The organism is Glutamicibacter sp. AGC46, assembly GCF_053543715.1.
Genome location: NZ_JBLVOJ010000011.1, coordinates 1 through 22,770, shown reverse-complemented (window position 1 = coordinate 22,770; position 22,770 = coordinate 1). Strand labels below are relative to the sequence as shown.

General features: G+C 61.5%; 18 protein-coding genes. 6 read left to right on the top strand and 12 right to left on the bottom strand.

Going from position 1 to position 22,770, the window contains the following annotated elements:
• Positions 1-47: 47 nt before the first annotated feature.
• The 4 genes from ACNPM8_RS05185 to ACNPM8_RS05170 all read right to left on the bottom strand — a co-directional run bounded on the left by ACNPM8_RS05185 (position 48) and on the right by ACNPM8_RS05170 (position 4,651).
• Positions 48-1,460 carry an aldehyde dehydrogenase family protein gene (locus tag ACNPM8_RS05185; protein WP_448939420.1) on the bottom strand — a complete coding sequence of 471 codons (1,413 nt, stop codon included), beginning with the start codon at positions 1,458-1,460 and terminating at the stop codon, positions 48-50.
• Positions 1,461-1,485: 25 nt separating this feature from the next.
• The gene (locus tag ACNPM8_RS05180; protein WP_448939419.1) at positions 1,486-2,916 is read right to left on the bottom strand and encodes an APC family permease; all 1,431 of its coding nucleotides are present in this window, start codon (positions 2,914-2,916) and stop codon (positions 1,486-1,488) included.
• 113 nt (positions 2,917-3,029) lie between these two features.
• Positions 3,030-3,953 (bottom strand): AraC-like ligand-binding domain-containing protein, encoded by a 924-nt coding sequence (locus ACNPM8_RS05175; protein WP_448939418.1) that lies wholly within the window; start codon positions 3,951-3,953, stop codon positions 3,030-3,032.
• Positions 3,954-4,057: 104 nt separating this feature from the next.
• Entirely contained in the window at positions 4,058-4,651 is a 594-nt protein-coding gene (locus tag ACNPM8_RS05170; RefSeq protein WP_448939417.1) for a TetR/AcrR family transcriptional regulator, read from the bottom strand.
• 130 nt (positions 4,652-4,781) lie between these two features.
• Between ACNPM8_RS05170 and ACNPM8_RS05165 the strand changes: the two genes are divergently transcribed.
• The 5 genes from ACNPM8_RS05165 to ACNPM8_RS05145 all read left to right on the top strand — a co-directional run bounded on the left by ACNPM8_RS05165 (position 4,782) and on the right by ACNPM8_RS05145 (position 10,729).
• Positions 4,782-6,704: a primary-amine oxidase gene (locus ACNPM8_RS05165; RefSeq protein WP_448939416.1), complete on the top strand. Its 1,923-nt coding sequence runs from the start codon at positions 4,782-4,784 to the stop codon at positions 6,702-6,704.
• Positions 6,688-7,128, top strand: a complete 441-nt coding sequence (locus tag ACNPM8_RS05160) for a hypothetical protein (protein ID WP_434693755.1) — start codon at positions 6,688-6,690, stop codon at positions 7,126-7,128. Before ACNPM8_RS05165 ends, ACNPM8_RS05160 begins: the two co-directional genes overlap by 17 nt.
• A gap of 276 nt (positions 7,129-7,404) precedes the next feature.
• A complete protein-coding gene (locus ACNPM8_RS05155; RefSeq protein WP_434693757.1) occupies positions 7,405-8,850 on the top strand; it encodes an FAD-dependent oxidoreductase in 1,446 nt (481 codons plus the stop codon).
• The gene (locus tag ACNPM8_RS05150; protein ID WP_388025201.1) at positions 8,850-9,218 is read left to right on the top strand and encodes a cupin domain-containing protein; all 369 of its coding nucleotides are present in this window, start codon (positions 8,850-8,852) and stop codon (positions 9,216-9,218) included. The genes ACNPM8_RS05155 and ACNPM8_RS05150 overlap by 1 nt, the downstream gene beginning before the upstream one ends.
• A gap of 20 nt (positions 9,219-9,238) precedes the next feature.
• A complete protein-coding gene (locus ACNPM8_RS05145; protein WP_448939415.1) occupies positions 9,239-10,729 on the top strand; it encodes a gamma-aminobutyraldehyde dehydrogenase in 1,491 nt (496 codons plus the stop codon).
• A gap of 10 nt (positions 10,730-10,739) precedes the next feature.
• Here ACNPM8_RS05145 and ACNPM8_RS05140 read toward each other — a convergent pair whose 3' ends face one another.
• The 3 genes from ACNPM8_RS05140 to ACNPM8_RS05130 all read right to left on the bottom strand — a co-directional run bounded on the left by ACNPM8_RS05140 (position 10,740) and on the right by ACNPM8_RS05130 (position 14,306).
• On the bottom strand, positions 10,740-11,858 hold the full coding sequence (locus tag ACNPM8_RS05140; protein WP_146112246.1) for a CDP-glycerol glycerophosphotransferase family protein: 1,119 nt from the start codon (positions 11,856-11,858) through the stop codon (positions 10,740-10,742).
• A gap of 19 nt (positions 11,859-11,877) precedes the next feature.
• Entirely contained in the window at positions 11,878-12,984 is a 1,107-nt protein-coding gene (locus ACNPM8_RS05135; protein WP_448939414.1) for a metal ABC transporter solute-binding protein, Zn/Mn family, read from the bottom strand.
• A gap of 68 nt (positions 12,985-13,052) precedes the next feature.
• On the bottom strand, positions 13,053-14,306 hold the full coding sequence (locus ACNPM8_RS05130) for a YibE/F family protein (protein WP_105657068.1): 1,254 nt from the start codon (positions 14,304-14,306) through the stop codon (positions 13,053-13,055).
• A gap of 259 nt (positions 14,307-14,565) precedes the next feature.
• Between ACNPM8_RS05130 and ACNPM8_RS05125 the strand changes: the two genes are divergently transcribed.
• The gene (locus tag ACNPM8_RS05125; RefSeq protein ID WP_448937260.1) at positions 14,566-15,633 is read left to right on the top strand and encodes a CPBP family intramembrane glutamic endopeptidase; all 1,068 of its coding nucleotides are present in this window, start codon (positions 14,566-14,568) and stop codon (positions 15,631-15,633) included.
• Positions 15,634-15,707: 74 nt separating this feature from the next.
• Here the strand turns inward: ACNPM8_RS05125 and ACNPM8_RS05120 are convergent, their stop codons facing one another.
• The 5 genes from ACNPM8_RS05120 to glyA form a co-directional block, all read right to left on the bottom strand.
• Positions 15,708-16,838 (bottom strand): baeRF2 domain-containing protein, encoded by a 1,131-nt coding sequence (locus ACNPM8_RS05120; protein WP_448939413.1) that lies wholly within the window; start codon positions 16,836-16,838, stop codon positions 15,708-15,710.
• A 140-nt stretch (positions 16,839-16,978) separates the two neighbouring features.
• The gene (locus ACNPM8_RS05115) at positions 16,979-18,088 is read right to left on the bottom strand and encodes an oxidoreductase (RefSeq protein WP_105657071.1); all 1,110 of its coding nucleotides are present in this window, start codon (positions 18,086-18,088) and stop codon (positions 16,979-16,981) included.
• A 58-nt stretch (positions 18,089-18,146) separates the two neighbouring features.
• A complete protein-coding gene (gene mgtE, locus ACNPM8_RS05110) occupies positions 18,147-19,502 on the bottom strand; it encodes a magnesium transporter (protein WP_448939412.1) in 1,356 nt (451 codons plus the stop codon).
• A 416-nt stretch (positions 19,503-19,918) separates the two neighbouring features.
• Positions 19,919-21,328, bottom strand: coding sequence for an L-serine ammonia-lyase (locus tag ACNPM8_RS05105; RefSeq protein ID WP_105657073.1), 1,410 nt, complete (start codon positions 21,326-21,328; stop codon positions 19,919-19,921).
• Positions 21,329-21,513: 185 nt separating this feature from the next.
• The coding region (glyA, locus tag ACNPM8_RS05100; protein ID WP_448939411.1) for a serine hydroxymethyltransferase at positions 21,514-22,770 on the bottom strand (1,257 nt) is incomplete at its 5' end.

The window sequence follows — 22,770 nt, the reverse complement described above, 5'->3', positions numbered from 1 at the left end:
GATAGGCACCGGCCCCCGCCGGGGAATGCTGGAGAACGCAGTCTCCGTCAGCCCTTGATGATCTGCGGCTGGGCCAGGGACTTCAAGCCGTCAATACCGAATTCCAGACCGTAACCGGACTGCTTGGCGCCGCCAAATGGAATGCGCGGGTCGATGGTGCCGTGCGAGTTGATCCACACGGTGCCTGCCTGGATCTGCGCCGCGACTTCCAGTGCCTTCTCGCGGTTGCTGCTCCATACCGAGGCTCCGAGCCCGACTTCCAGGGCATTGGCGTGCTTGACCGCTTCGGCCGTGTCCTTGACCTTGATGATCGGCAGGGCTGGGCCGAATTGCTCCTCGACCACCAGCGGGTTGCCCGGGTCGATGTCGGCAATGAGCGTGGCCGGGTAGAAGTAGCCGGCCGCGTTTTCATCGGGGTTGGCACCGAGCAGCACCTTGGCACCGGAATCCACGGCATCCTTGACCAGGGAAGCGACGATGTCGTACTGGGCCTTGTTCTGCAGCGGGCCGAGCACGTTGTTCTCGTCGAGGCCGACACCCATGGGCATCTGCGCGGCGACGCCGGCCAGTGCATCGCACACCGCGTCGTAGATCGATTCGGGCACGTACAGGCGCTTGAGCGCGGCACAGGTCTGGCCGGTGTTGATGAAGGCACCCCAGAACAGGTCTTCGGCGATGGCCTGCGGATCGGCGTCTTCGAGCACGATGCCGGCGTCGTTGCCGCCCAGTTCCATGGTCAGGCGCTTCACGGTATCGGCCGAGGAGCGGATGATGGCCTTGCCGGTGCGGGTGGAGCCGGTGAACATGATCTTGGCGATATCCGGATGGCCCGAGAGCCTCTCGCCGACCTCGCGTCCGCCAGCCACGATCTTCAGCACGTCTGCTGGCAGCACTTCGTTGAGCACGTGGACCAGGGCCAGGACCGAGAGCGGGGTGTATTCGCTGGGCTTCATCACCACGGTGTTGCCCATGCGCAAGCTCGGGGCCAGCTGCCAGATGGAGATCATCATTGGCCAGTTCCACGGGCCGATGGCGCCCACTACGCCCAGTGCGCGGAAGTGCTTGGCGGCATAGGTTTCGCCGTCGTCCACGCCCACTTCCGGCTCGATTTCATAAGCGGTGGCGGCGCGCAGCCAGGCGGCTGCTCCCCCGACCTCGAAGCGCGCATTCGGCCCGTTCAGCGGCTTGCCCTGCTCACGGGACAGCAGCTCGGCGAGCGCTTCCGCATTGGCTTCGATATTGTCCGCGGCCGCATTGAGCACGCGGTTGCGCTCTTCGTGGCCCAAGGCATCCCAGGCCGGCTGGGCGGACTTTGCGGCGGCAACGGCCGCGTCGAGATCGGCGGCACTCTGCTCGGCAACACGGCCAACCAGTTCACCGGTTGCCGGGTCCAGGATTTCGGTGCCTCCGGTTGCTGGCTGGATCGCATCCAGCAGTTCTTGGGCGTTTGCGTAAGCCATCTTTGAGCTCCTTGGTACTGAGTTGTTAGGTGACGGGAAGTTTTTCGGCCATCGGTGCACGCCGTTTGGACGAGCGGATGACCAGTGCCAGCACCCATGCGATGAGGCCAGGCAGGATCACGATGCCTTGCAGCACATAACCGAGCATTCCCGGTTCTGCCATGCCAAGCAAGATTTCGAAGTTGATGACGATTTGGGCGAAGACGTAGACCAGGGCGATGCCCGAGACCAGCGGAGCGATCACCCGGGTTATCAGGGATTCTCCGCTGCGGTTCGCCTTGAAGTATCCGATGACGGCAAAGGAGGTCAGTGCCATGAGCAGCACCAGCCCGTAGGCCGCCGAGTTGGTCATCCAGGTGAACATCGTGAACACGACATACATCGGATCCTTGCCATGTGAGATCACCGCGAAGACGGCGATAACCGCCAGTCCGAGGGTGGACTGCGCCAGCGAGCCTGCAACGGGTGCGTGGGTGGTGCGCGAAGTCGCGGCAAGGAACTTCGGCAGCGCCCCGCCGCGGCCCATGGAGTAGAAGTAGCGGGCAATGACGTTGTGGAAGGCCAGCAACGCGGCGAACAGGCTGGTGATGAACAGGATGTTGGCCAGATCGACGAACCAGGCTGGCGCGTTGGCGCCGAAGAACGCGAAAATCAGGTCGGGGCCGAATTCTGCCGAAGCGCCGATGACGTTCGAGGCGCCTTCGCCGACAGCTACGGCAAAGGCCGAAAACGCGTAGAAGCAGGCGATGATGACGACCGCAATCATCGTGGCACGCCTGGCGGTGCGTGCTGGATCCTTGACCTCTTCGTTGTAGATGGTTCCGGATTCAAAGCCCATGAAAGCGGCGATGGTGAAGGCCATGACGGCGCCCATGCCCGGTGCGATGGCGTCAGCCATGTTGAAGGATGCGGCCGGCTGCGGCGCTTCGGGAGCCAGTGCGAAGGCCATGATGTTGTAGATGATGACGACGAGGAATTCTGCGGCCACGACGATGCCCAGGATCTTGACGGAGAAGTCGACCCGGTTCATGCCCAGGAAGCCGACAACTGCCCACGCGGCCAGGGCCATGGCCCACCATGGGATGGCGGTGCCGAAGGACGCATTGGCAAAGGATGCCGCGGCGAACCCGAACATGCCGTAGATGCCGATCTGCATGAGGTTGTAGCTGACCAGGGCGACCATTGCCGCTCCCACGCCCAATGCCCGTCCCAGCCCCTGGGCAATGTAGGCGTAGAAGGCGCCGGCATTCGGGATGTAGCGGCTCATCGCGGTGTAGCCGATGCTGAAAACCAGCAGGATGGCACCGACCATGAGGAAGGACAGCGGCACGGATTCCATGCCGGTCACCGCGTAGTTGGTAGTCACACCGCCAGCCACGGCGGTTAGCGGTGCGCTGGCGGCAATGATCATCACGACCAGAGCCGGCACCGTGAGTGTGCGTTGTTCGAGTCCCATTCGATCCCCCATTTGCCGAGTGCTTGGATATCAGCATCGCCCAAGTGCTCGGGCTTGTCCTTGGCATTGAGTGCAGGACCATTGGCTCCGCGTGCACAAGAGTGTCATGCGCCTCAGCCGGCGCAGCGGTATTTGCCCGGGGTGGAACCGAATTCCTTGGAGAACATGCGGCTGAATCCGGCTGCATCGGCAATCCCGACCCGGGACCCGATAGCTTGGACGGGCAGTTCGGCCAGCAGCGGGTCGCGCAGCAGGCGCGCGGCCTCGCGCATCCGCAGATGGCGGATCAGTGCGGCCACACTGAGCGGCTGGTTCTCGAAAAGCGCGTGCAGGCTGCGCACGGACATGAAGTGGGCGGCAGCGATGCGTGCAGGTCCCAGGTCGGGATCATCCAGGTGCGCGGCGATGTAGCTGGTGGCCAATTCGCGCTGCCGCTCCTTGGCATCGCCATGGCACTCGGCGCCAAGCGCCCCGCCCAGGGCAGTTGCCAGCAGGTCCACGGTATTGCGCGCCAGCTGGTAGCCGCCGAATTCATCCCATTGGGACAGATTGGCGCCAAGATGGCGCAGCAGCGGGGCGACGGTTCCCGATAGCGGGTGGGTTTGCCTCAGGGCGACGGCGGTGAGCTGGCCGACCTGCTGCTGGGACAGGCGGAACAGACCATGGGGAGCCAATGCGACGAGCACCGACGCCGGCTTTTCAAAGGCCAGGGTGTAGGGGCGCTGCGTGTCATAGATCGCCAGGTCCCCTGGCGCCAGCAGGGTCTCGCGACCGTCTTGGATCAGCAGCCCGTAGCCATCGAGCTGGTAGGAGACCTTGTAGAAATCCCCGTCGCCGCTGGAAGTCAGGTTCTCGGTTCGTTGCACTGCGTGGGGTTTGGCATGTATGCGCATCAAACCGATATCGCCGAGCATATTGGCACCCAGCGTGGCGGTGAAGTGGCCACTGGAAATCTGCTCGCTTTGCAGCCTGACGAAGGCGTCGGAAATGAGCCGCGACCACGCGGTGAACGAATCGACGTGCTGAAGTTGGTACATGCTTGCCTCCCCATTGAAGCCCATCAACTGTGTCGGGCATCACGAATGAGAGTACGCCGAGCGAGGCGAAAAGTCACTATTTTCTTCGCGCGGAGAATATCCGCCTAGCTCTGGGGGTGCAGGCGGCGCAACGCATCCAGGCGGTATTGCAGCTGCGCTTCGAGCGACTCGGCGGTGTTGACAGCTTCATCGAGCACGCTGCTGGCCTGAGCGCCCATCAGGAAATTGATCATCGAGTCGCGGGCAACACGCGCCGCGGGATGCTCCGGACCCAGCAGCTGTCCAAGCCATTGGTCGATGAGCTCGCGCCCCCGGTCCATGGTTTGCGCATTGACCGCAGCCAGCGCACGGTCCCCGAGGGCCAGATGCCAGAAGTGCACAGCAATGCGGGCTTCATTGCGCCGCAGCTCATCAAGCGGGAGCACTTCGCGCGCGAACGCCTCCAGCGCACCCAGCCCGGATTGCCCCTGGCACATGCGGGCGATGCGCCGGTCGGTAGCCTCGGCCACGTAGCGGAACGTGGCAACCAGCAGCGAATCGCGCGTCGGGAAGTAGGGCTTGAAGGCGCCATTTGAATAGCCGGCCGCGGCCGCCAAGTCACGCAGATTCAGCTTCTCGATGCCTTCGCGGGCAATGAATCGCCAAGTGACTTCGACAATCTCCCGGCGACGCTGATCATGGTCCACGATTTTCGGCATGATTCAAGATTAGCGAAAAACAATTTATTTCAGGCAAGGGCTTGCGTCACATTGGCCCCGTCCGTATTCTCTACAACTAGAGAATAATAAATGCTGCAGATCACACTTCAGTGCCGAAGGAGCCAATCCCATGCCAATCACCACCACCACGGATTTCACCCTGCTCAGCGAAGCAGAGATTGCCACCGCCAAGGAATTGCTGGTCAGCCACCAGCTTTTCACCGAGAACACCCGCATCGCCTACATGGGCCTGGAGGATCCACGCGCTGACCGCCCCGGACGTTTTGTCCGCGTCATGCTCATGGACAAGCTGGCCAACTCACCCAAGGACGTCGTCCTGGACTTGGGCGCGCAGGCTGTGCACTCCCGCATCGACCTGGATCCGGCCAAGGTGGGGCAGATGCCCGTGCTGCTGGAGGAATTCGAAATGGTGGAGGCCATCCTGGTTGCCGATCCGCAGTGGGCGGCCGCTCTGGCCAAGCGCAACCTGACGCCAGAACAGGTGCGCGTTGCCCCGCTCTCCGCAGGAGTCTACGAGGACGAGTACCCGCAAGAAGCCGGGCGCCGCATCCTGCGCGGCCTGGCCTTCCGCCAGGATTTCGCCGAAGACTCCGCCTGGGCCCATCCCGTTGATGGACTGGTGGTTTACATCGACACCATCGCCGGAAAGATCGACCAGCTGCTGGACCTGGAAGTCATCCCGGTACCCGAAACCCACGGCAACTACACGGATCCGGAACTCACTGGCCCGGTGCGCACCACCCAGAAGCCCATCGAGATCACCCAGCCTGAGGGCGCCAGCTTCACGGTCAGCGCAGGCAACCACGTCGAGTGGGAGAAATGGTCGCTGGATATCGGTTTCGACATGCGCGAAGGGCTGGTGCTCTACAACATCGCCTTCAACGATCGGGGCACCGAACGCCGCATCCTGGATCGTGCGTCCATTGCGGAAATGGTAGTCCCCTACGGGGACCCTTCCCCGGTGCGCAGCTGGCAGAACTACTTCGACACCGGCGAGTACCTGATCGGGCGCCTGGCCAACTCGCTGGAGCTGGGCTGCGACTGCCTGGGCGAAATCCACTACATCTCCCCTGTGGTCACCGACGCCGATGGCAATGCGCAGAAGATCACCAACGGCATCTGCATGCACGAGGAAGACGCCTCGATCCTCTCCAAGCACGCCGATGACTGGTCAGGCGTGAAGTACACGCGCCGCAACCGCCGCCTGGTGATCAGCTTCTTCACTACCGTGGGCAACTACGACTACGGCTTCTACTGGTACCTGTACCTCGATGGCACCATCGAATTCGAGGCCAAGGCCACCGGCATCGTGTTCACCTCGGCTATGCTCGACGAGCGCTACTCCTCGGAAATGGCGCCTGGCCTGGGCGCGCCCTTCCACCAGCACATCTTCGGCGCCCGGCTGGACTTCGCCCTGGACGGCGGACCCAGCCGCGTCATCGAAGAAGAAGCCGTGCGCCTGCCCATCAGCAAGGAGAACCCCCGGGGCAACGCCTTCACCCGCAGCCACACGGTGCTGGCTACCGAGAAGCAGGCGGTACGCGATAGCAATCCGACCGCCGGCCGCACTTGGGTGGTGACCAACCCGGATTCGAAGAACTACCTCGGCAAGCCGGTGGGCTACAAGCTGATGTCCCAGGGACTGCCGACCCTGCTGGCCGCCGAAGGATCCTCCATCCATCGTCGCGCAGAATTCGCCTCCAAGGCCCTGTGGGTGACCAAGCGGGAGGACGGCCACCGCTATCCAACCGGTGACTTCGTGAACCAGAACCCGGGCGTTGACGGCATTGGCTCGTGGATCGAGGACGACAAGAACATCGACGGCGAGCAGATCAGCCTGTGGCACACCTTCGCGTTGACCCACTTCCCGCGGACCGAGGACTGGCCGATGATGCCTGTGGACACCGTTGGCTTCACCATCCGCCCCGAGGGCTTCTTCGACCGCTCCCCTGTCCTTGATGTTCCAGCCCCGGTCCAGCACGGCTGCTGCGCCCCCAAGGAATCAGACGGTTGCTGTGGCAGCGGCGACTAGCCACGCGGGCAGGGTGCCGGCCGGACACATTGCCCTGGGAGCCGCTTCGCTGGGCCTGGCCGCAACCCACCTGCTGGTTCTGGCACTGATGCCGCACTCCCTGTGGTGGAACCTGGCATTGCTTGCCATGACCTTGTGGTGCATCAAATGCTCCTGGTGCGTGCTGCGCGGCGGTTCTCCCCTGCGCCTGCTGGTGATGAGCGCGCTCATGGGCACCTCCCATGTGGCGATGGTGATCGGCATGCCGTGGTTTGGCGGCCATCACGCGTCCCACGCTGCGCACGGCGCCCAGCATGCACCGGTGATGCTGGCAGTTGCGGCCGCCGAATTCCTCCTGATGTTCGGCGCGGCTTGGCTCAGCCGCCATTTCCCGGGACGGGCGCATCAATTCACTAGCGGTAAACCGGTCGCGTTTCCCGCATGACCAGGCCCGGTCTTCGAAGCAGTGCTTTGCTGTTTCGAAGGCCGGGTTTCGGCTTGGCATCGGGACCTTGACAACCCCGAGCGGCGCAGGCTTAGATGAGTAATGAATCACATTCAATTTGTATTCATCTTTCCGAGAAGAGGGATAGCCTTGGCCGCCGATTGGCACTCAACTGGCATCCCCGGTGCCCAGCAGACGGCAAAGCCGCACGGACCACTGGTCGTTCCCCTGCTTCGATAGCGCCTGCCGAACCCGCTACCGTCGAGGAAAGAACCAATGAACAGCACCAATGACCTGACTTTTGACAGGCATGAAGCCGAAGTCTCGCCCACCCTGATCTCCCGAGCATTGGCCGGCGCCAAGCGCACCAGCTACTGGCTGGATCATGAGCACCGCCCCGCACCCCACCCGGCGCTGCATGGCTCGCTCACCACCGACTTGCTGATTATCGGCGGCGGCTACACCGGATTGTGGACCGCGCTCCAAGCCAAGGAACAGAACCCGGGCCGAAGGGTCGTACTGATCGAGGGCCAGCGCTTGGGCTGGGCCGCTTCCGGGCGCAATGGCGGCTTCTGCGAAGCCTCCCTGGTCCACGGCGAGGCCAACGGCGAAAACCATCTGCCCAAGGAAAATGCGCTGCTTGCGGAGCTCGGCAGGAAGAACCTCGACGAGTTCGAAGCGACGGTGCGCCGCTATGCGATGGACGTGGACTTCGTCCGCGAGGGCGCGCTCAGCGTGGCCACCGAACAGCATCAGATTGCGTGGGTGGCCGAGGAAGCTGAGGCACCGGGTGTCGACTACCTCGATGCCGGCGCGGTAAGGCAACTGATCAATTCGCCAGACTTCCTGGCCGGCGCCCGTGACCATGATTCAACCGCGCTGGTCCACCCCGCCAAGCTGGTCTGGGAGCTTTCCCGCGTCTGCAGCGAATTAGGCGTCGAGTTCTACGAGCATACCCACGCCGTGGAGATGAACAATGCCGGCACGCAGGTCCAGGTGCTGACCGCCGACGGGCAGATCACCGCCAAGCATGTGGCCCTGGCAACCAATGTTTTCCCGTCTCTGCTCAAGCGCCACCGCTCCCGAATTGTGCCGGTATACGACTACGCGCTGATGACTGAGCCGCTCACTGCGCAGCAGCGCGCGGCCATCGGCTGGGAGAACATGGTGGGCTTGGCCGACCTGAACAACCGGTTCCACTATGCCCGCCCAACCATCGACGCCGAAGGGAACTTCCGCATTCTCTACGGCGGCTACGACGCGGTCTACCACTTCGGGGGCAAGGTCCGCTCCAGCTACGACACCAACCAGCAGACCTTCGAGAAGCTCGCCGCGCATTTCTTCGGCAGCTTCCCGGACCTCTCACAGGTGAAGTTCTCCCATGCGTGGGGTGGCGCCATTGATACCTGCTCCCGCTTCTTCTCCTTCTTCGATCTGGCCTACGGCGGCAAGGTCGCCTACTGTGCAGGCTTCACCGGCCTCGGTGTCGGCGCTACCCGTTTCGGTGCAAGGGTCATGCTGGATCTGCTCTCGGGCCAGAAGACCGAGCTGACCGAATTGGAACTGGTGCGTACCAAGCCGATCCCATTCCCGCCGGAACCTGCCGCATGGGTGGGCGTGAACCTGATGACAAGCCAGCTGGTCAAGGCAGATCGCAATCGAGGCGAGCGCTCGGCCTTCTTGAAGCTGATGGATAAGATTGGAATGGGGTTCGATTCCTGATGCCTGGAAGAATACTTCAAGCCAGCATCGTCCAGGCCGATGCCCTTGAGGTCAAGCATGTTGCCATCGGCGACGAGCAGGTGGTCGCCGGCCAGGCATCCGCAACCGCAGGCTGCCGCGAACTGGGCACCCTCGGGGATGCAGGAATTGGCATCTGGGAGATGTCCCGCGGTGCCATGCAGGATATTGAAGCGGACGAGTACTTCGTGGTGCTTGCCGGGTGCGCTACGGTGCAGATTCTGGAAGCCGATGGTTTCGGCGCCCAAGAACTGGTGCTAGTTCCAGGCAGCGTTGTCCGGCTCCATGCGGGCATGAGAACCCGTTGGATCGTCACCGAAACCCTGCGCAAGATCTATTTCACCCTCTGAATCCCCCTAGGAGAATTCACATGGCCTACTACGATAGTTCCCTCGGACACCAGTTCATCAATGGCCAGCAGGTCCGCGGGCACGGCCCGGTGCTGGAACGCGCGAATCCAGCCACCGGAAAGAAGTTGCTGGACGTGGATACCGCGACCGGCGAGCAGGTTGACCAGGCGGTGCAGGCGGCCGCCGGCGCCTTCAAGACCTGGTCCCGGCTGACCCCGGGCGAACGGGCCGACCACCTGCTGGCATTCGCTCGCGAACTGGAAAAGCATGCCGATGAAATCGCCGCTTTGGAAACCGCGCAGACCGGCAAGAGCATCCGCATGTCGACCCAGTTCGATGTGCCCGGTTCCATCGACAACGTGAATTTCTTTGCTGGCGCTGCACGCAATTTGCAGGGATTGGCCGCCGGGGACTACGCGGGCAACACCACCTCGATGGTTCGCCGTGAAGCTATCGGCGTGATTGGTTCGATCAGCCCGTGGAACTACCCGCTGCAGATGGCTGCGTGGAAGGTCCTGCCAGCGATTGCCGCCGGCAATACGATTGTGCTCAAACCCAGCGAGCTGACCCCGGGCACCTCGGTGCTCTTTGCCCGGGCCGCCAAGGATGCCGGGTTGCCGGACGGCGTGATCAATATTGTCGTTGGCGACGGGCCCAGCGTTGGCTCGCCCCTGGTGCGCCACAAGCTGGTGAAGATGACTTCGTTCACCGGCTCTACCGCCGTGGGCCTGAAGATCATGTCCATGGCGGCCGAGACCGGTACCCGGGTTCATCTTGAACTCGGCGGCAAGGCACCGATGGTGGTCTTCGATGATGCCGATATCGAAGCTGCCGCACATGGTGCGGTGGCCGGCTCGACGATCAATTCCGGACAGGATTGCACCGCCGCCACCCGCGCGTACGTGCATTCCTCGGTCTTCGAGAAGTTCACCAGCAAGGTGGCCGAACTGATGGAGGCCATGGTGGTGGGAGATCCGACCGATCCCGATACCGACATGGGTTCGATGATCAGCGAAGCCCACCTGCAGAAGGTTTCCACGATGGTTGAGCGCGCCAAGGATGCCGGAGCAACGGTGCTGGCCGGAGGCAAGCAGCTTCCGGGCGATGGCTGGTTCTACCGTCCTACCCTGGTGGTGGGAGCTGCCCAGGATTCAGAGATCGTGCAGCAGGAAGTCTTCGGCCCGGTCCTGGTGGCGTTGGCGTTCGATACCGATGACGAGGCCATCGAATTGGCCAATGACACCCCGTATGGCCTGGCGGCGAGCGCATGGACCAAGAACGTTGACCGCGCGATGCGTGCCAGCGCCGAAATCCAGGCCGGTTGCGTGTGGATCAACGAGCATATCCTGATCGTTTCCGATATGCCGCATGGAGGCTACAAGGCTTCGGGGATGGGCAAGGACATGAGCCAGTATTCCTTCGATGAGTACACCAATGTCAAGCATGTGATGATCTCCCATGATCCCGCGGCCCATCGCGAATGGCAGGATACGGTCTTCAAGCAGCGCTAGGCCCTGAAGGCTAGAGGCTCGAAAGCAGCTGGCTCAGTTTCTTCGTAGCCACCCCGGGTTCTGTGGTGGCAAAGAAGTACTGGGCCAGCTGTTTTTGCGCCCCGGCAACCGAGGACGCGGCAAGATCCGCAACCCGCTGCGCCAGCCCGTTGGCGTTGCCCAGCCGCTGGTCCAATGGCAACCCTGAATGGAGCTTGCTTTGGGGGTCTCCGGCCAGCAGCAGCGGGATGTTGAGCGCTACCGCGTCATAGGCCATCGCCGAGGTGTCGCAGATGGCCACATCCGCCCAGACCAAGGACTGCGCCGCGTCGCTGAGCGCATCCACGGTGGCAGCGTAGTTGCTTTTCAGGCTTACCACGGCCTTTTTTGCCTCTGCGGACACATCACCGGTCTTCGGATGAGGACGGAAACGCACTTCGAAACGCTCATCGTTGCTCAGCTGGGCCAGAATTCTCTCGCCCAAAGTAGCCACCGAGGAGTACGCCATGGCTTGCGAGTCGCCCTCCCAAGTCGGTGCGTAGAGAACCCGGATCTTCTCCGAAGGGCCGGGCAATTCCAGTTCATCGAGCTGCGGGCGTCCGATCTGCACCAGATGCGATGGGTCGAAACGGGAGATGTTCTCGGTGATGCGCTCTACCGCGGCAGCACCCGCCACGCAGGCGAAATCGTAGGCTTTGAGCTGGTTGGAGACCATGGAGGCCTTTTCGCTCTCACCGTGGTTCAAGTGAATATGCGCCGGTCCGTTGAAGCGCAGCATCGTGAAGTTCCGCTGGGCGTTGTTCACGTAGTTGATGGATTTGGTATTCCACTCGCTCAGCTTATTCTCGATCTGCTCCATGGAACGCGAGAACAATATCGGCAGGTTCGACTCTGCCAGCGCGTGTCGTGCGCTTAGTGCGTCCATGAGCACCACGCCGACGTTGAGACCCTGGGCAGCCAGTCGCTCGAAGGTACCCAGCCAGACTCCGAGCTGGTAGAACTGCCCGGGCCCCTCGGCGAAGAAAAGCACATGGTCGGCTTGCTCGATTCCCCGGTCCGAGTGAGCGATCTCCGCTCGAACAGACCGCTCCGCAATGAGGGAGCGTGCTTTACCTGTCGCTTGCGTTATCTGGGAAGAGAACAATGCCATGCATTTAGTTTACGTAGGTTTAGCCGTTGATTGCGGAAGCCAAGTCGGAAATGTTGGATTCCATCCATTCGAGGTAGCTGGAATCATCCTGAATGGTTTCTGCGAAGTCGACTACAGGTACCTGTCCCCGCTCAGCGTTCGTCTTCAGCGCCTTGGTTTCGCTGCCTTCGGTCTGCACGTTGTAGGCAAGCATGTCAGCGTCGCCAGCAACGAGCTTGTCTTCAGCCTTCTTCATGGTCATCGGCGCAATGCCCTCGCCCTCTTCGATGGCTTCGCTCAGCCCTTCAGGGGTGGTGTTCTCCATGCCGGCAGCTTCCAGCAAGTGGAATGGAACCGGCTCGGTCATCATGAAGCTCTTGCCATCCAGCTTGGCAGTTTGGAGCTGGGCTTCGAGTTTCCCGATCCCTTCGTTGAAGGCTGCTGCGTTCTGCTTGTACCGATCCGCGTTGGCGGTATCGACCTTGGCGAAGGACTCGGCCAGCGCATCAGCGAGTTCACCCATGGAATCCAGGTCGTACCAGATGTGCTCGTTGTAGCCCGCGTGGTCGTGGCCCTCATGGCCGCCCTCTTCAGCGTGCTGCGCATGCTCCTCGGCGCTTTCGCCCTCATGGCCGCCCTCATCAGCGTGCTGCGCATGCTCCTCAGCGCTTTCGCCCTCATGGCCGCCCTCATCAGCGTGCTGCGCATGCTCCTCGGCACTTTCGCCCTCATGCCCGGCCTCTTCGGATTCCGCAGCTACCGGCGAGGAGTCCACAGCGTGCATGAGCGTGATCTCTCCAGACTTGCCTTCCGGTAGCGAAGAAACGAGAGAGTCCATGAATTGGTCATATCCGCCGCCATTGGCAAGGACCAGGTCCGCGCTGGAGATCGCAAGCTTGTCGCGTGCGGTTGGCTCATAGGAGTGCGGATCCTGTGCGGCCGAAGTGATGATCTCGCTGACCTCCACGCTATCTCCGCCAATGGCACGGGCGATCTGTCCGTAGACGTTCGTCGTGGCCACTACGCTGATCTCTGCAGATTCCGCTTCCTTCGATTCGCTTCCTGTGGCGCTACCGCATCCGGCAAGGATCAGTCCGGCAGCGGGCAGGGCGACGGCAGCTGCGAGCAGCGAGCGGTAGTTCTTCATGGTGGTCTCCATCTAAGTCGGATCGCTATTGAGAACTATTCTACATTACATATGAGAATGGTTCGCACCTAGGAGTCGGAGGTTACACTCTGCAAAGCCCGCTTGCCGTGGGCACCGCCGGTGCCGGTAGCTTTCACCACCATCACTGCAATGGCGGTGGTTACCGGGATCGCCAATACCAATCCGATGGAACCAATCAGGATTCGGATGACCTCTTCAGCCATGGCGCCGGAGCCGAGGGTGACCCCGAAGCTCTGGTTGCTCAGCGCCGCAATGGCCAGCACCGGCAGGGCCGCACCGGCGTAGGCGAAAGCGATGGTGTAGACGGTCGAAGCGATATGGTCCCGGCCGATGCGCATGCCGCGGAAGAACAGTTCCCTGGCCGAGGCCTTGGGCGTGCTCTCTGCCAGTTCCCAGACGGTGGCCGACTGCGTAATTGTCACGTCATTGAGCACACCCATGCCGCCAACCAGCACGCCGCAGATCAGCAAGCCGGGCAGGGAAATTTGCGGGGCCACCGTCGATAGGGTGATAGCCGATTCATCGTTGGCTCCAGTCAAAGCGGCAGCATCGGTCAACCAAAGCACCATCGCCGCGGTCACCGCTAGGCCAAAGAGCGTTCCCAGCAGCGCTGTGGATGTTTTCGCGTTCAGCCCATGGGCGAAATACAACGCGACAAACATGATGGCGGTAGAACCAGTGAGTCCCACCAGGACCGGATTGCCGCCTTCAAGCAAGGCCGGAACCATGAAGATGATCATGAAGGCGATGCCACCGACCAGGCCGATCATCGCCCGCGTGCCGCGCCATCCGGCGACCAGCACCACGACCACGCCATAGGCGATGGCCAGCAGTGCCATGGGCAAAGTGCGCACGAAGTCAACGAATACGTACGGGCTGCCGCTGGTGGTGTCCACCGCGGAGAGATCAAGGTATCGAATGCTGTCGCCCGCGCGCGCATCACGTGATTGCAGCATTTCCGGTGGGATTTCCAATTGGATTTCCGCGCCACCGGATTCGGGCATCACGTAGGTTACTTGGCATTCGAGAACCTTGCCACCAACTTCTTCCAACCCTTGGGAAGACGGGCAGTCCTGGACTGTGCTGCGCGTGACAGTGCCCACTTCCATCGTTGCGCCACCGGTAGTGTCCATGGCTCCGTTCAGGGCAAACTTGTCGTAGTTGCCTTGCGGCCACAACAAGATGACCATGACCAGGGCCAGGGCGCCGATAGGCGCAAGCAGCGCCCATAAGATGATCGAGGCACGCCGCCGGCGCCGGGGATCCTGCAAAATCGGTTCGTCATGGTGATGATGGCCCACGTGGTGCTGCTCCAAATCAAAGAAGGCGAATCGTTCTTTCCAAGTGTAAGAGCTAGCCCCTTGGAGTTTGCCTTGGATGCCGACCGCGTTGCGAAGAGCTGGTCCTGGATATTCAAAAGGATGACCCGATAAATCCTCCGTAAGGTTCATACCTTCAAACACTGCGGAACGGGAGAATTGAGCCATGAGCTTGCCAATGAACCAGCCACCCTTGCCGCAAGGCGCCGAGGGTGAGATGAACTATTCGTTCCATCGCCTAATGAGACGCAGTGAGAACTACCGCTGGTGGAGGCCGCTGGCGTTCACCGGCATCGGCATTGGCTTCTACGGCGCGGCATTGCTCATCGCCATACTGGCGATGTTCATCGCATTGATCATGAACCCGCTGACGTGGGCTGCGGAGAATCCAGATGACGCTCCCGATCAGTTCCTCATGGATCCAACCCTGAACATGGCCACGGCGACGGACTTCTCGATGACCATGGTCTCCCTGATCATCATGATCCCGGCGGTCTACCTCGCCTACTTGCTCATCGGGCCCAAGCCTGTCGGCTTGCTGATATCGGTCGCCGGCAAATTGCGCTGGCGCTGGTTCGGCCTGACGTTGGGTGCCAGCGCCATCTTGTTCGCAGTGTATTTCGGGCTGAGTTTCGGGTTGGGCGCCTTGGGCATTGGCGAGTCCGAACCCGTGCCGGCGAGCAGCCTGCCGGCCGATCCGCTGTTCTATGCCCTGCTGGTGATCCTCTTGACGCCCTTCCAGTGCGCAGCTGAAGAGCTTGTTTTCCGTGGCGCGTTCATGCAGGTCATCGGCAGCTGGCTGAAGCATCCATTGTTCGCCATCCTGCTTCCAGTTCCCTTCTTCACCATCGGCCATCTCTACGATGTCTGGGGGCTTCTCGATGTGGCGGCGTTCGCTATCGCGGCAGGCTTCCTGACCTGGCGCACCGGTGGCCTTGAAGCAGCGATGGCGATGCACATCATCAACAACACCTTCTTGTTCCTGCTCGGTGCAATGGGCGCAGTTGATCTGAACGCCACGGAATCCAACCCGGTTTCGCTGGTCTTCTCGGTGTGCTTCATGGCCCTATTGACCTTCGTGCTGGTGAAGCTGGCAGACAGGCAAGGCATTGCGCGTACGGCAGGCCCGATTCCAGCAGCAGAGCGCCGTCCGATGCTGCAGCCTTGGCAGATGAGCCAGCCACCGGTTCACCCTAGCCAGGCCTACTGGGCTCCTCCGGCCTATCAGCCTGGGCAGCAGCAGAACTCCGATCACGGTTCAGATGTTTCCCCACCGGCTCCCCCGGCAGCCGGCCCGTCAGATCGCTAGGCACCAGATAGCTGGAACGCAAAAAACGATCCGCGCAGGATTTCCCGTGCGGATCGTTTCATTTAGTGAACTGTTCAGGATTTGGCCCAGCGCAGCAAGGCTGCGATTCCCGCACCGTCAGGAATCACCGAATCCGGTACATAGCGAATGCTGGCATCGGTTAGCGCGGTGGCGCGCAGGAGCACTTCTGGCGCCGGCCATTCCCCGACGACCAACTCTGCATGGTCATCTCCATCCTGATGGGCAATCCATGGTTCGGCGCTCAAGGCGCGAAGGGTATGCTCGCTTTGGTACTGTCCAACCAGCACCATTTCGGCTTGCGCCGATTGGAGCGCAGTGACAACTTCATCGAGTCCGACAGCAAGCTGCGCCTTGCCGTTGCCGGACTGCGCAGCGATCTTCGATTCCAATTCAGCCAGGGACTTGGCTTTCACTTCCTCTACAAGCTTGGTGATTTGGGCATCGACTTGCTTGGTGTCCGCACCCCCGGTGCGCGTATGCGAGTCGATGACTTCTACATAGTCCTTGAGCGCCACGGGTACTGCCCCGAGCACCAGTTCACGAGCCTTGATGTCGCCCGAAAGAATGATCAGGCGGACGTAGTTCTCGTTGGACATTTCGCTGATCAGCTCGGCAACCTCGTCAGCGTTTCGACGAGCCATCTCATCGGCAGCGGCCTGGGCCTTGGGCTGGTCGTATTCCCCGGGCACCTTGCGTGCATGGTGGATTTCCTCGGGCAACCCGACGATGCCGCGGCTGCCCAGGCGTTCAGGTGACGCCGTATTGTAGAGGTGCACCTCGCCGCCGTCCTTGCTGACTTCAGCTACGAGGTAGGAGAACGATCCGCCACGGGCGCGGGCCAGCGCCGTGAAATTCGGGAACGGACCCACATCAACCGATGAAGTTTGGACCTTGAGGCCTGGGATGAGTTCGTTCAGGACGATTTCGCCGTCATGAACAGCGACGAACCGTGCTACTGGTGCTCGCAGTCCCTGGGCTGGCTCCAGTGCGCCGATCAGTGCTTGGACATCGCTGGGCTGCGCCTGCTGGCTCTTGAGCAGCTTGGCTACCTCGTCCGGAAGCCGGTCTGCCGCTTCCTGGGCGGCAGTGGTTCCCAACGATGCATCCACGAGAGCTGTGCTCCACGAGCCGTTTCTCCGATAGAGCGAAGCGTCGATTCCATTAGAATCCGCGCGTAGTGCCATGCTGACTCCCTTCCGCACGCGACCCTTGGCCGCGGTGCGACTAGATCCGTGGCACTAACCTAACATCACTATTCAGTGGCTGGAAGAGGTAACCAGAAACTATGTCGTTGTTTGGATGAAATCAGCATGGCAACTTGCGTTTACCAGCGGCCGCGCCAGTATTGGGCGGGGAATGCCATCGGTGCACCCAATTCCTGCGCCGAACGGTTAGCCCACTGCGGATCGCCCAGTGCAGCGCGCCCAACGCAGACGCCGTCGGCTTGCCCGGTCACGACGATCTGTTCTGCCTGCATCGGCTCGGTGATGACGCCGACCGCGGTAACGAAGGCATCCTGGGGCAGCGCTTCCTTCACTGCCTGAGCCAACGGCACTTGGTAGCCGGGACCAGACGGTCCGTTGAACTTGCCAATTCCTGCACTGGAGAGGTCGAAGTGGCGCACACCGTAGCCGTAGAGTTCCTTGGCGATCCGAACGGTGTCAGCAATGCTCCATCCATCGTCCACCCAGTCTTCTCCGGAGAAGCGAATGCCCAGGGCCTTGTTTTCCGGCCACACGGCAGCCACAGCCTCGATGACTTCACGCAGGTATCGAGTGCGATTCTCGAAGCTGCCACCGTATTCGTCGGTGCGCTTATTGGTCAGCGGCGACAGGAATTGGTGCACCAGGTAGCCGTGCGCGGCATGGATCTGGATCAGGTCGAATCCGGCCGCGTCGGCACGCTTGGCCGCATCAGCCCAGTCCTGCACCGATGCCTGGATCTGTTCCACGCTCATCGCGGTAGCTGGCTTCAGCCCGTAGAGCTCGCTGGGCGAGGAAGTGAAGGTTTCCCAGCCGCCATCTTCCGCGCTGATGCTGCCGGATTTTCCAGCTTCTTCAAGATCCTTGAGCCAGCCATAGGTCGATGCCTTGGCTCCGGCGTGCGCCAGCTGCACGCCGGCGGCTGCCCCATGGGCGCGGATGTATTGGGCAATCGGTTTCCAGGCTTCGGCCTGCTCGTCATTCCACAGGCCGGTATCGCGATCCGAGATCCTGCCTTCAGCTGCCACCGCAGTTGCTTCGGCGATCACCAAGGAGTATCCGCCATGGGCCATGGAACCCAGGTGAGCCAAGTGCCAGGTCGTTGGAACGCCGTCGCGTTTTTCCACGGAATACTGGCACATCGGCGGAAGCACGACGCGGTTGCGAAGCTTCAGGCCTGCTCCGCTTCTGGCCGGGACGGTAAATTCAGTAAAGAGCTTGCTATGAGGCATACCTGTTACGACGCTGGGGTGCGCGAATTTATTCCGCGCACCCCAGTGCAGCTGCAGGCTATCCAAGAATCAGCACGGCCACCGACAGGTAGACGATCAGCCCGGCGGCATCCACGAAGGTTGAAATGAAGGGGTTGGAAAATACCGCAGGATCAACCTTGAAGAATTTACCGATGATCGGCATCACCCCGCCGACAGCGGCAGCAATGCTGCACAGTGCCACCAGGCTGATGCCTATCACCAATCCGATGCGCAGTTCGAAAATGCTCCCGGCCACCACCAGCGCTATGGCGCCCAGGCTCAGTCCCAGGACCGCTCCGATTCGCACCTCGCGCATCAGCACCCGCCAGAAGTCGCTTCCCCGCACATCCCCCATGGCCAGCGCACGGGTGACAGTGGTCGCCGCCTGGTTGCCGGTGTTCCCGCCAATGCCCACGATCAAGGGGATGAACAAGCTAAGCACCACCATCGACTCCAGTGTCTGCTCGAAACTGGACAGCACCTTGACCGTCAAGGTGGCGCCGATAGCCAGGACCAGCAGCCAGATGACGCGCGCCTTCACCAGGTGGCGCAATGGCGTCCCCAGGTAAGGGCGGAAGAGCGGATCCGTTCCGGAGCCGTACGCGGAGCGGCGCTCTTCGGCATCCTCTAGGATCGCGATCGCCATGGGCAAGGTCAGCACTCCCAGCAGGCGATCTTCCCGATCAAGCACCGGGAGCATCCCTGCCTTCCGATCCACCACCACCCGTGCCGCGCTCGTCTCCGGCTCGCAGGCCTGGATGACCGGGCTCTGGGTGCACAGTTCTCCGATCGTTGTCCCGGCCGGCTCGGTGAGCAACTCGCTGAGCTTGATGGTGCCAAGCAGCCGGCGTTCATCATCGATCACCAGGATGTGCTGCGCGTTCTCGCAGTTCCCGAGGCGTGCGCTGATGCGTTCCAGGGTTTCGGCCACAGACAGCTGCGGGTGGGTCGAGATGAAATCCGGGGACATCGCCCTGCCGGCGCTTGATTCCGGATAGCCCAGCAGGATTCCGGTTTCCTGGCGCGTGGCCGTCGGCAGCCCTGCCAGCAGTTTCGTGGCCACCATCGCTGGCAGTTCATCGAGCAGCGCTACCCGTCCCGCGGCGGGGAGTTGGGCGAAGGCATCGATGACGGTCTGCGACTGCAGCGCCCGCACCAGGTCGGCTTGCACCGGGGCGTCGAGTTCCTGGAAGACCAGTACCGCGGTCTGCTTGTCAAGCAGCCGGTAGGCCAGGGCAGCCTCCGTGGCATCCAGTGCTTCGAGGTGCTCAATGGTCTGGGCGATGTGCAGACCGCCCAGCAGCCCTGCCGCGAGCTGGAATTCTGCGTGATTGAGATGGGAGCGCAAGGCTCGCGAAATAGTAGAGAAGTCTACCTTTTCTGGAGAAAACATGATTTTGGTCCAAATGGTTCATTTGGCGCGTGAATACAAGCCTGCCAGCAACTTCTCACCGCTTGATCACCCCATGAATACAGGGAGATAAATCAGTCAGTATTTGCGTGCAGGACCAGGCGCCGGTGACATGTACAAGAGTCACGAACTCGTTGGGATCCCATGGCGGGATGCTGCCAGATTCGGCTGATTCGGCTACGAGCGTCCGGGTGAGTTCGTGTGCATAGATCGACTAGAACTGTCTTCCACGACACTCACCTCCTCGAAACTGGTTTGCGCTAGCGCGCATCAGGCCTAGTCCCAGTTCTATCAGCTATGGCTGGGAATTGCCGGACTTGGGGGCCAAGATCACATTTAAACAGTTCGGGAGGTCTGCAGTGCAGGCCTCCCGAACTGGGTCATGCGTTACTGGGAAATCAGCATTCCACCACGTTGACGGCCAGGCCGCCCATCGCAGTTTCCTTGTACTTGTCGCTCATGTCCTTGCCGGTTTCGCGCATGGTGATAATGACTTCATCCAAGGTGACGTGGTGTTCGCCGTCGCCCATCAGCGCCATCTTCGCCGCGTTCACTGCCTTGGAAGCAGCGATGGCGTTGCGTTCGATGCAAGGGATCTGGACCAGTCCGCCGATCGGGTCGCAGGTCAGGCCAAGGTTGTGTTCCATGGCGATTTCCGCTGCGTTCTCTACCTGCGCTGGGGTGCCGCCAAGAATTTCGGCCAGGCCGCCAGCAGCCATCGATGATGCCGAACCGACTTCGCCCTGGCAGCCGACTTCGGCGCCGGAGATCGATGCCTGCTCCTTGTACAGCACGCCGACGGCACCAGCGGTGAGCAGGAAGCGTACGACAGCGTCGTGCTTTTCCTCCTCATTCCAGTACTTTGCGCCCGGTGCGTAGTGGGTGGCGTAGAACAGCACGGCTGGGATGATGCCCGCTGCGCCGTTGGTCGGAGCGGTGACCACGCGTCCGCCGGAGGCGTTCTCCTCATTGACGGCCAGCGCAACGAGGTTGATCCATTCCTGCCAGTAGACCGGATCCCGGTCCTTGTCTTCCTTGCGCAGGCGTTCATGCCATTCCGGCGCACGGCGGCGAACTTTCAAGCCGCCGGGCAGCACGCCGGTGCGTTCCAGCGCGGAATCCTTGCAGTCTTCCATCACTTCGTAGATGTGGACCAGGCCGTTGCGGATCTCGTCGCGGGACCGGTAAGCCATTTCGTTGGCCATCATGATGTCGGCAATGGACAGGCCGGTTTCCTTCACATGTTCCAGCAGCTTGGCTGCCGTGGTGAAGGGATAGGGCTGCTTGTTCAGCTTCTCTTCGAGGTTCTTCTCGATGCGGTCTTCGGCGCCTTCGCGCACGATGAAGCCGCCGCCTACGGAGAAGAAGGTCTCGTTGGCGATTTCGTTGCCGTCAGCGTCGAGGGCAATGAACTTCACGCCGTTGGTGTGGCGTGGCAGTACGGTGAGCGGATGCTGGATCATGTCTTCGACCTTGTAGTTCAGGTCCTTGCGCTGATCAAGCTGTTCGGCCAGGTGGAGGATTCCAGTGGCTTCCATGTCCGCCAGACGGTCATCGACCTGTGATGGCAGCACGGTTTCAGGTTCGAAGCCTTCAAGCCCCAGCATGATGGCAGTGAAGGTGCCGTGGCCGCGTCCGGTAGCGGCCAGGGATCCGTAGACATCAACACGGATATTTTCCAGTGCGTCCAGTTGGCCTTCTCGGATTACTTGGGCAATGAATGCGTGTGCTGCACGCATTGGTCCCACGGTATGGCTGGAAGACGGTCCGATGCCAACCGAGAAAAGATCGAATACGCTAACCGCCATAGCGGGTCACATCCTTAGAACTTGGGTAATCCGAGAGCTTCTGCCCCGGATCTGTGGAGTGTGGTTCCAGAGGCTTGCGGCCACCGCACGTACCATGCAGCGCCTGGACCTCTGGATGTTGAAAGACCGCGGGCCCGAAAAGCGAGTATTTCCACCTTCCGGGCCCACATCCTAATCAGATGATGCTACTCGGAAACCTTAGCCAGTTCCGGGTACAGCGGGTGGGCCGCGGCAAGCTTCAGAACACGATCCTTCAGCTCCGGCAACACCGCCGCATTACCCTCAGCACCAGCAATCAACGCCTGCGCAATGATCTCCGCAACCTCAGCAAACGCAGCCTCCGAGAAACCACGGGTAGCCAACGCCGGGGTACCAATACGCAACCCCGAAGTCACCATCGGCGGACGAGGATCAAACGGCACCGAATTGCGGTTCACCGTGATCTCCACCTGCGCCAAAAGATCCTCACCCTGCTGCCCATCCAACTCGCTATTACGCAAGTCAACGAGCACCATGTGAACATCAGTGCCACCAGTCAAAACGCTGATGCCCTTGGCAACAACATCTTCCTGGGTCAAACGCTCAGCCAAAATACGCGCACCAGCCAAGGTCCGCTCCTGGCGCTCCTTGAACTCCGGCGAAGCGGCAATCTTGAACGCCACCGCCTTGCCAGCAATCACGTGCTCCAACGGACCACCCTGCTGGCCAGGGAACACCGCCGAGTTCAGCTTCTTCGCAATCTCCGCATCATTCGAGAGAATAATGCCGCCACGAGGACCAGCAAGCGTCTTATGCGTCGTGGAAGTCACCACGTGAGCGTGCGGGACCGGCGAAGGATGCAACCCGGTTGCCACCAGGCCAGCGAAGTGCGCCATATCCACGAACAGGTACGCGCCAACCTTGTCAGCGATCTCGCGGAAGCGCTGGAAATCCAGCTGGCGCGGATACGCCGACCAGCCAGCAACAATCATCTTCGGCTGGTTCTCGATGGCAAGGCGCTCCACCTCGTCCATGTCCACTTCATAGGTTTCCTCGTCCACACCGTAAGGAACGATGTTGAACAAGCGGCCCGAGAAGTTCAGCTTCATCCCGTGGGTCAGGTGGCCACCGTGGTTCAGGTTCAGCCCCAGCACGGTATCGCCCGGACGAACCAGCGCGTGGTACACCGACGCGTTGGCCTGCGCACCGGAATGCGGCTGCACGTTGGCGAACTTCGCCCCGAACAGGTCCTTGAGCCGCTCGATCGCCAGCGTCTCGATGACATCAACTTCCTCGCAACCGCCGTAATAGCGGCGGCCCGGGTAGCCCTCGGCATACTTGTTGGTCAGTACCGAACCCTGCGCCTGCATGATTGCTTGCGCAGTGTGGTTCTCCGAAGCGATCATTTCCAGACCGCGCTGCTGGCGCGCCAGCTCAGCGTCGATACGCTGCGCGACCTCCGG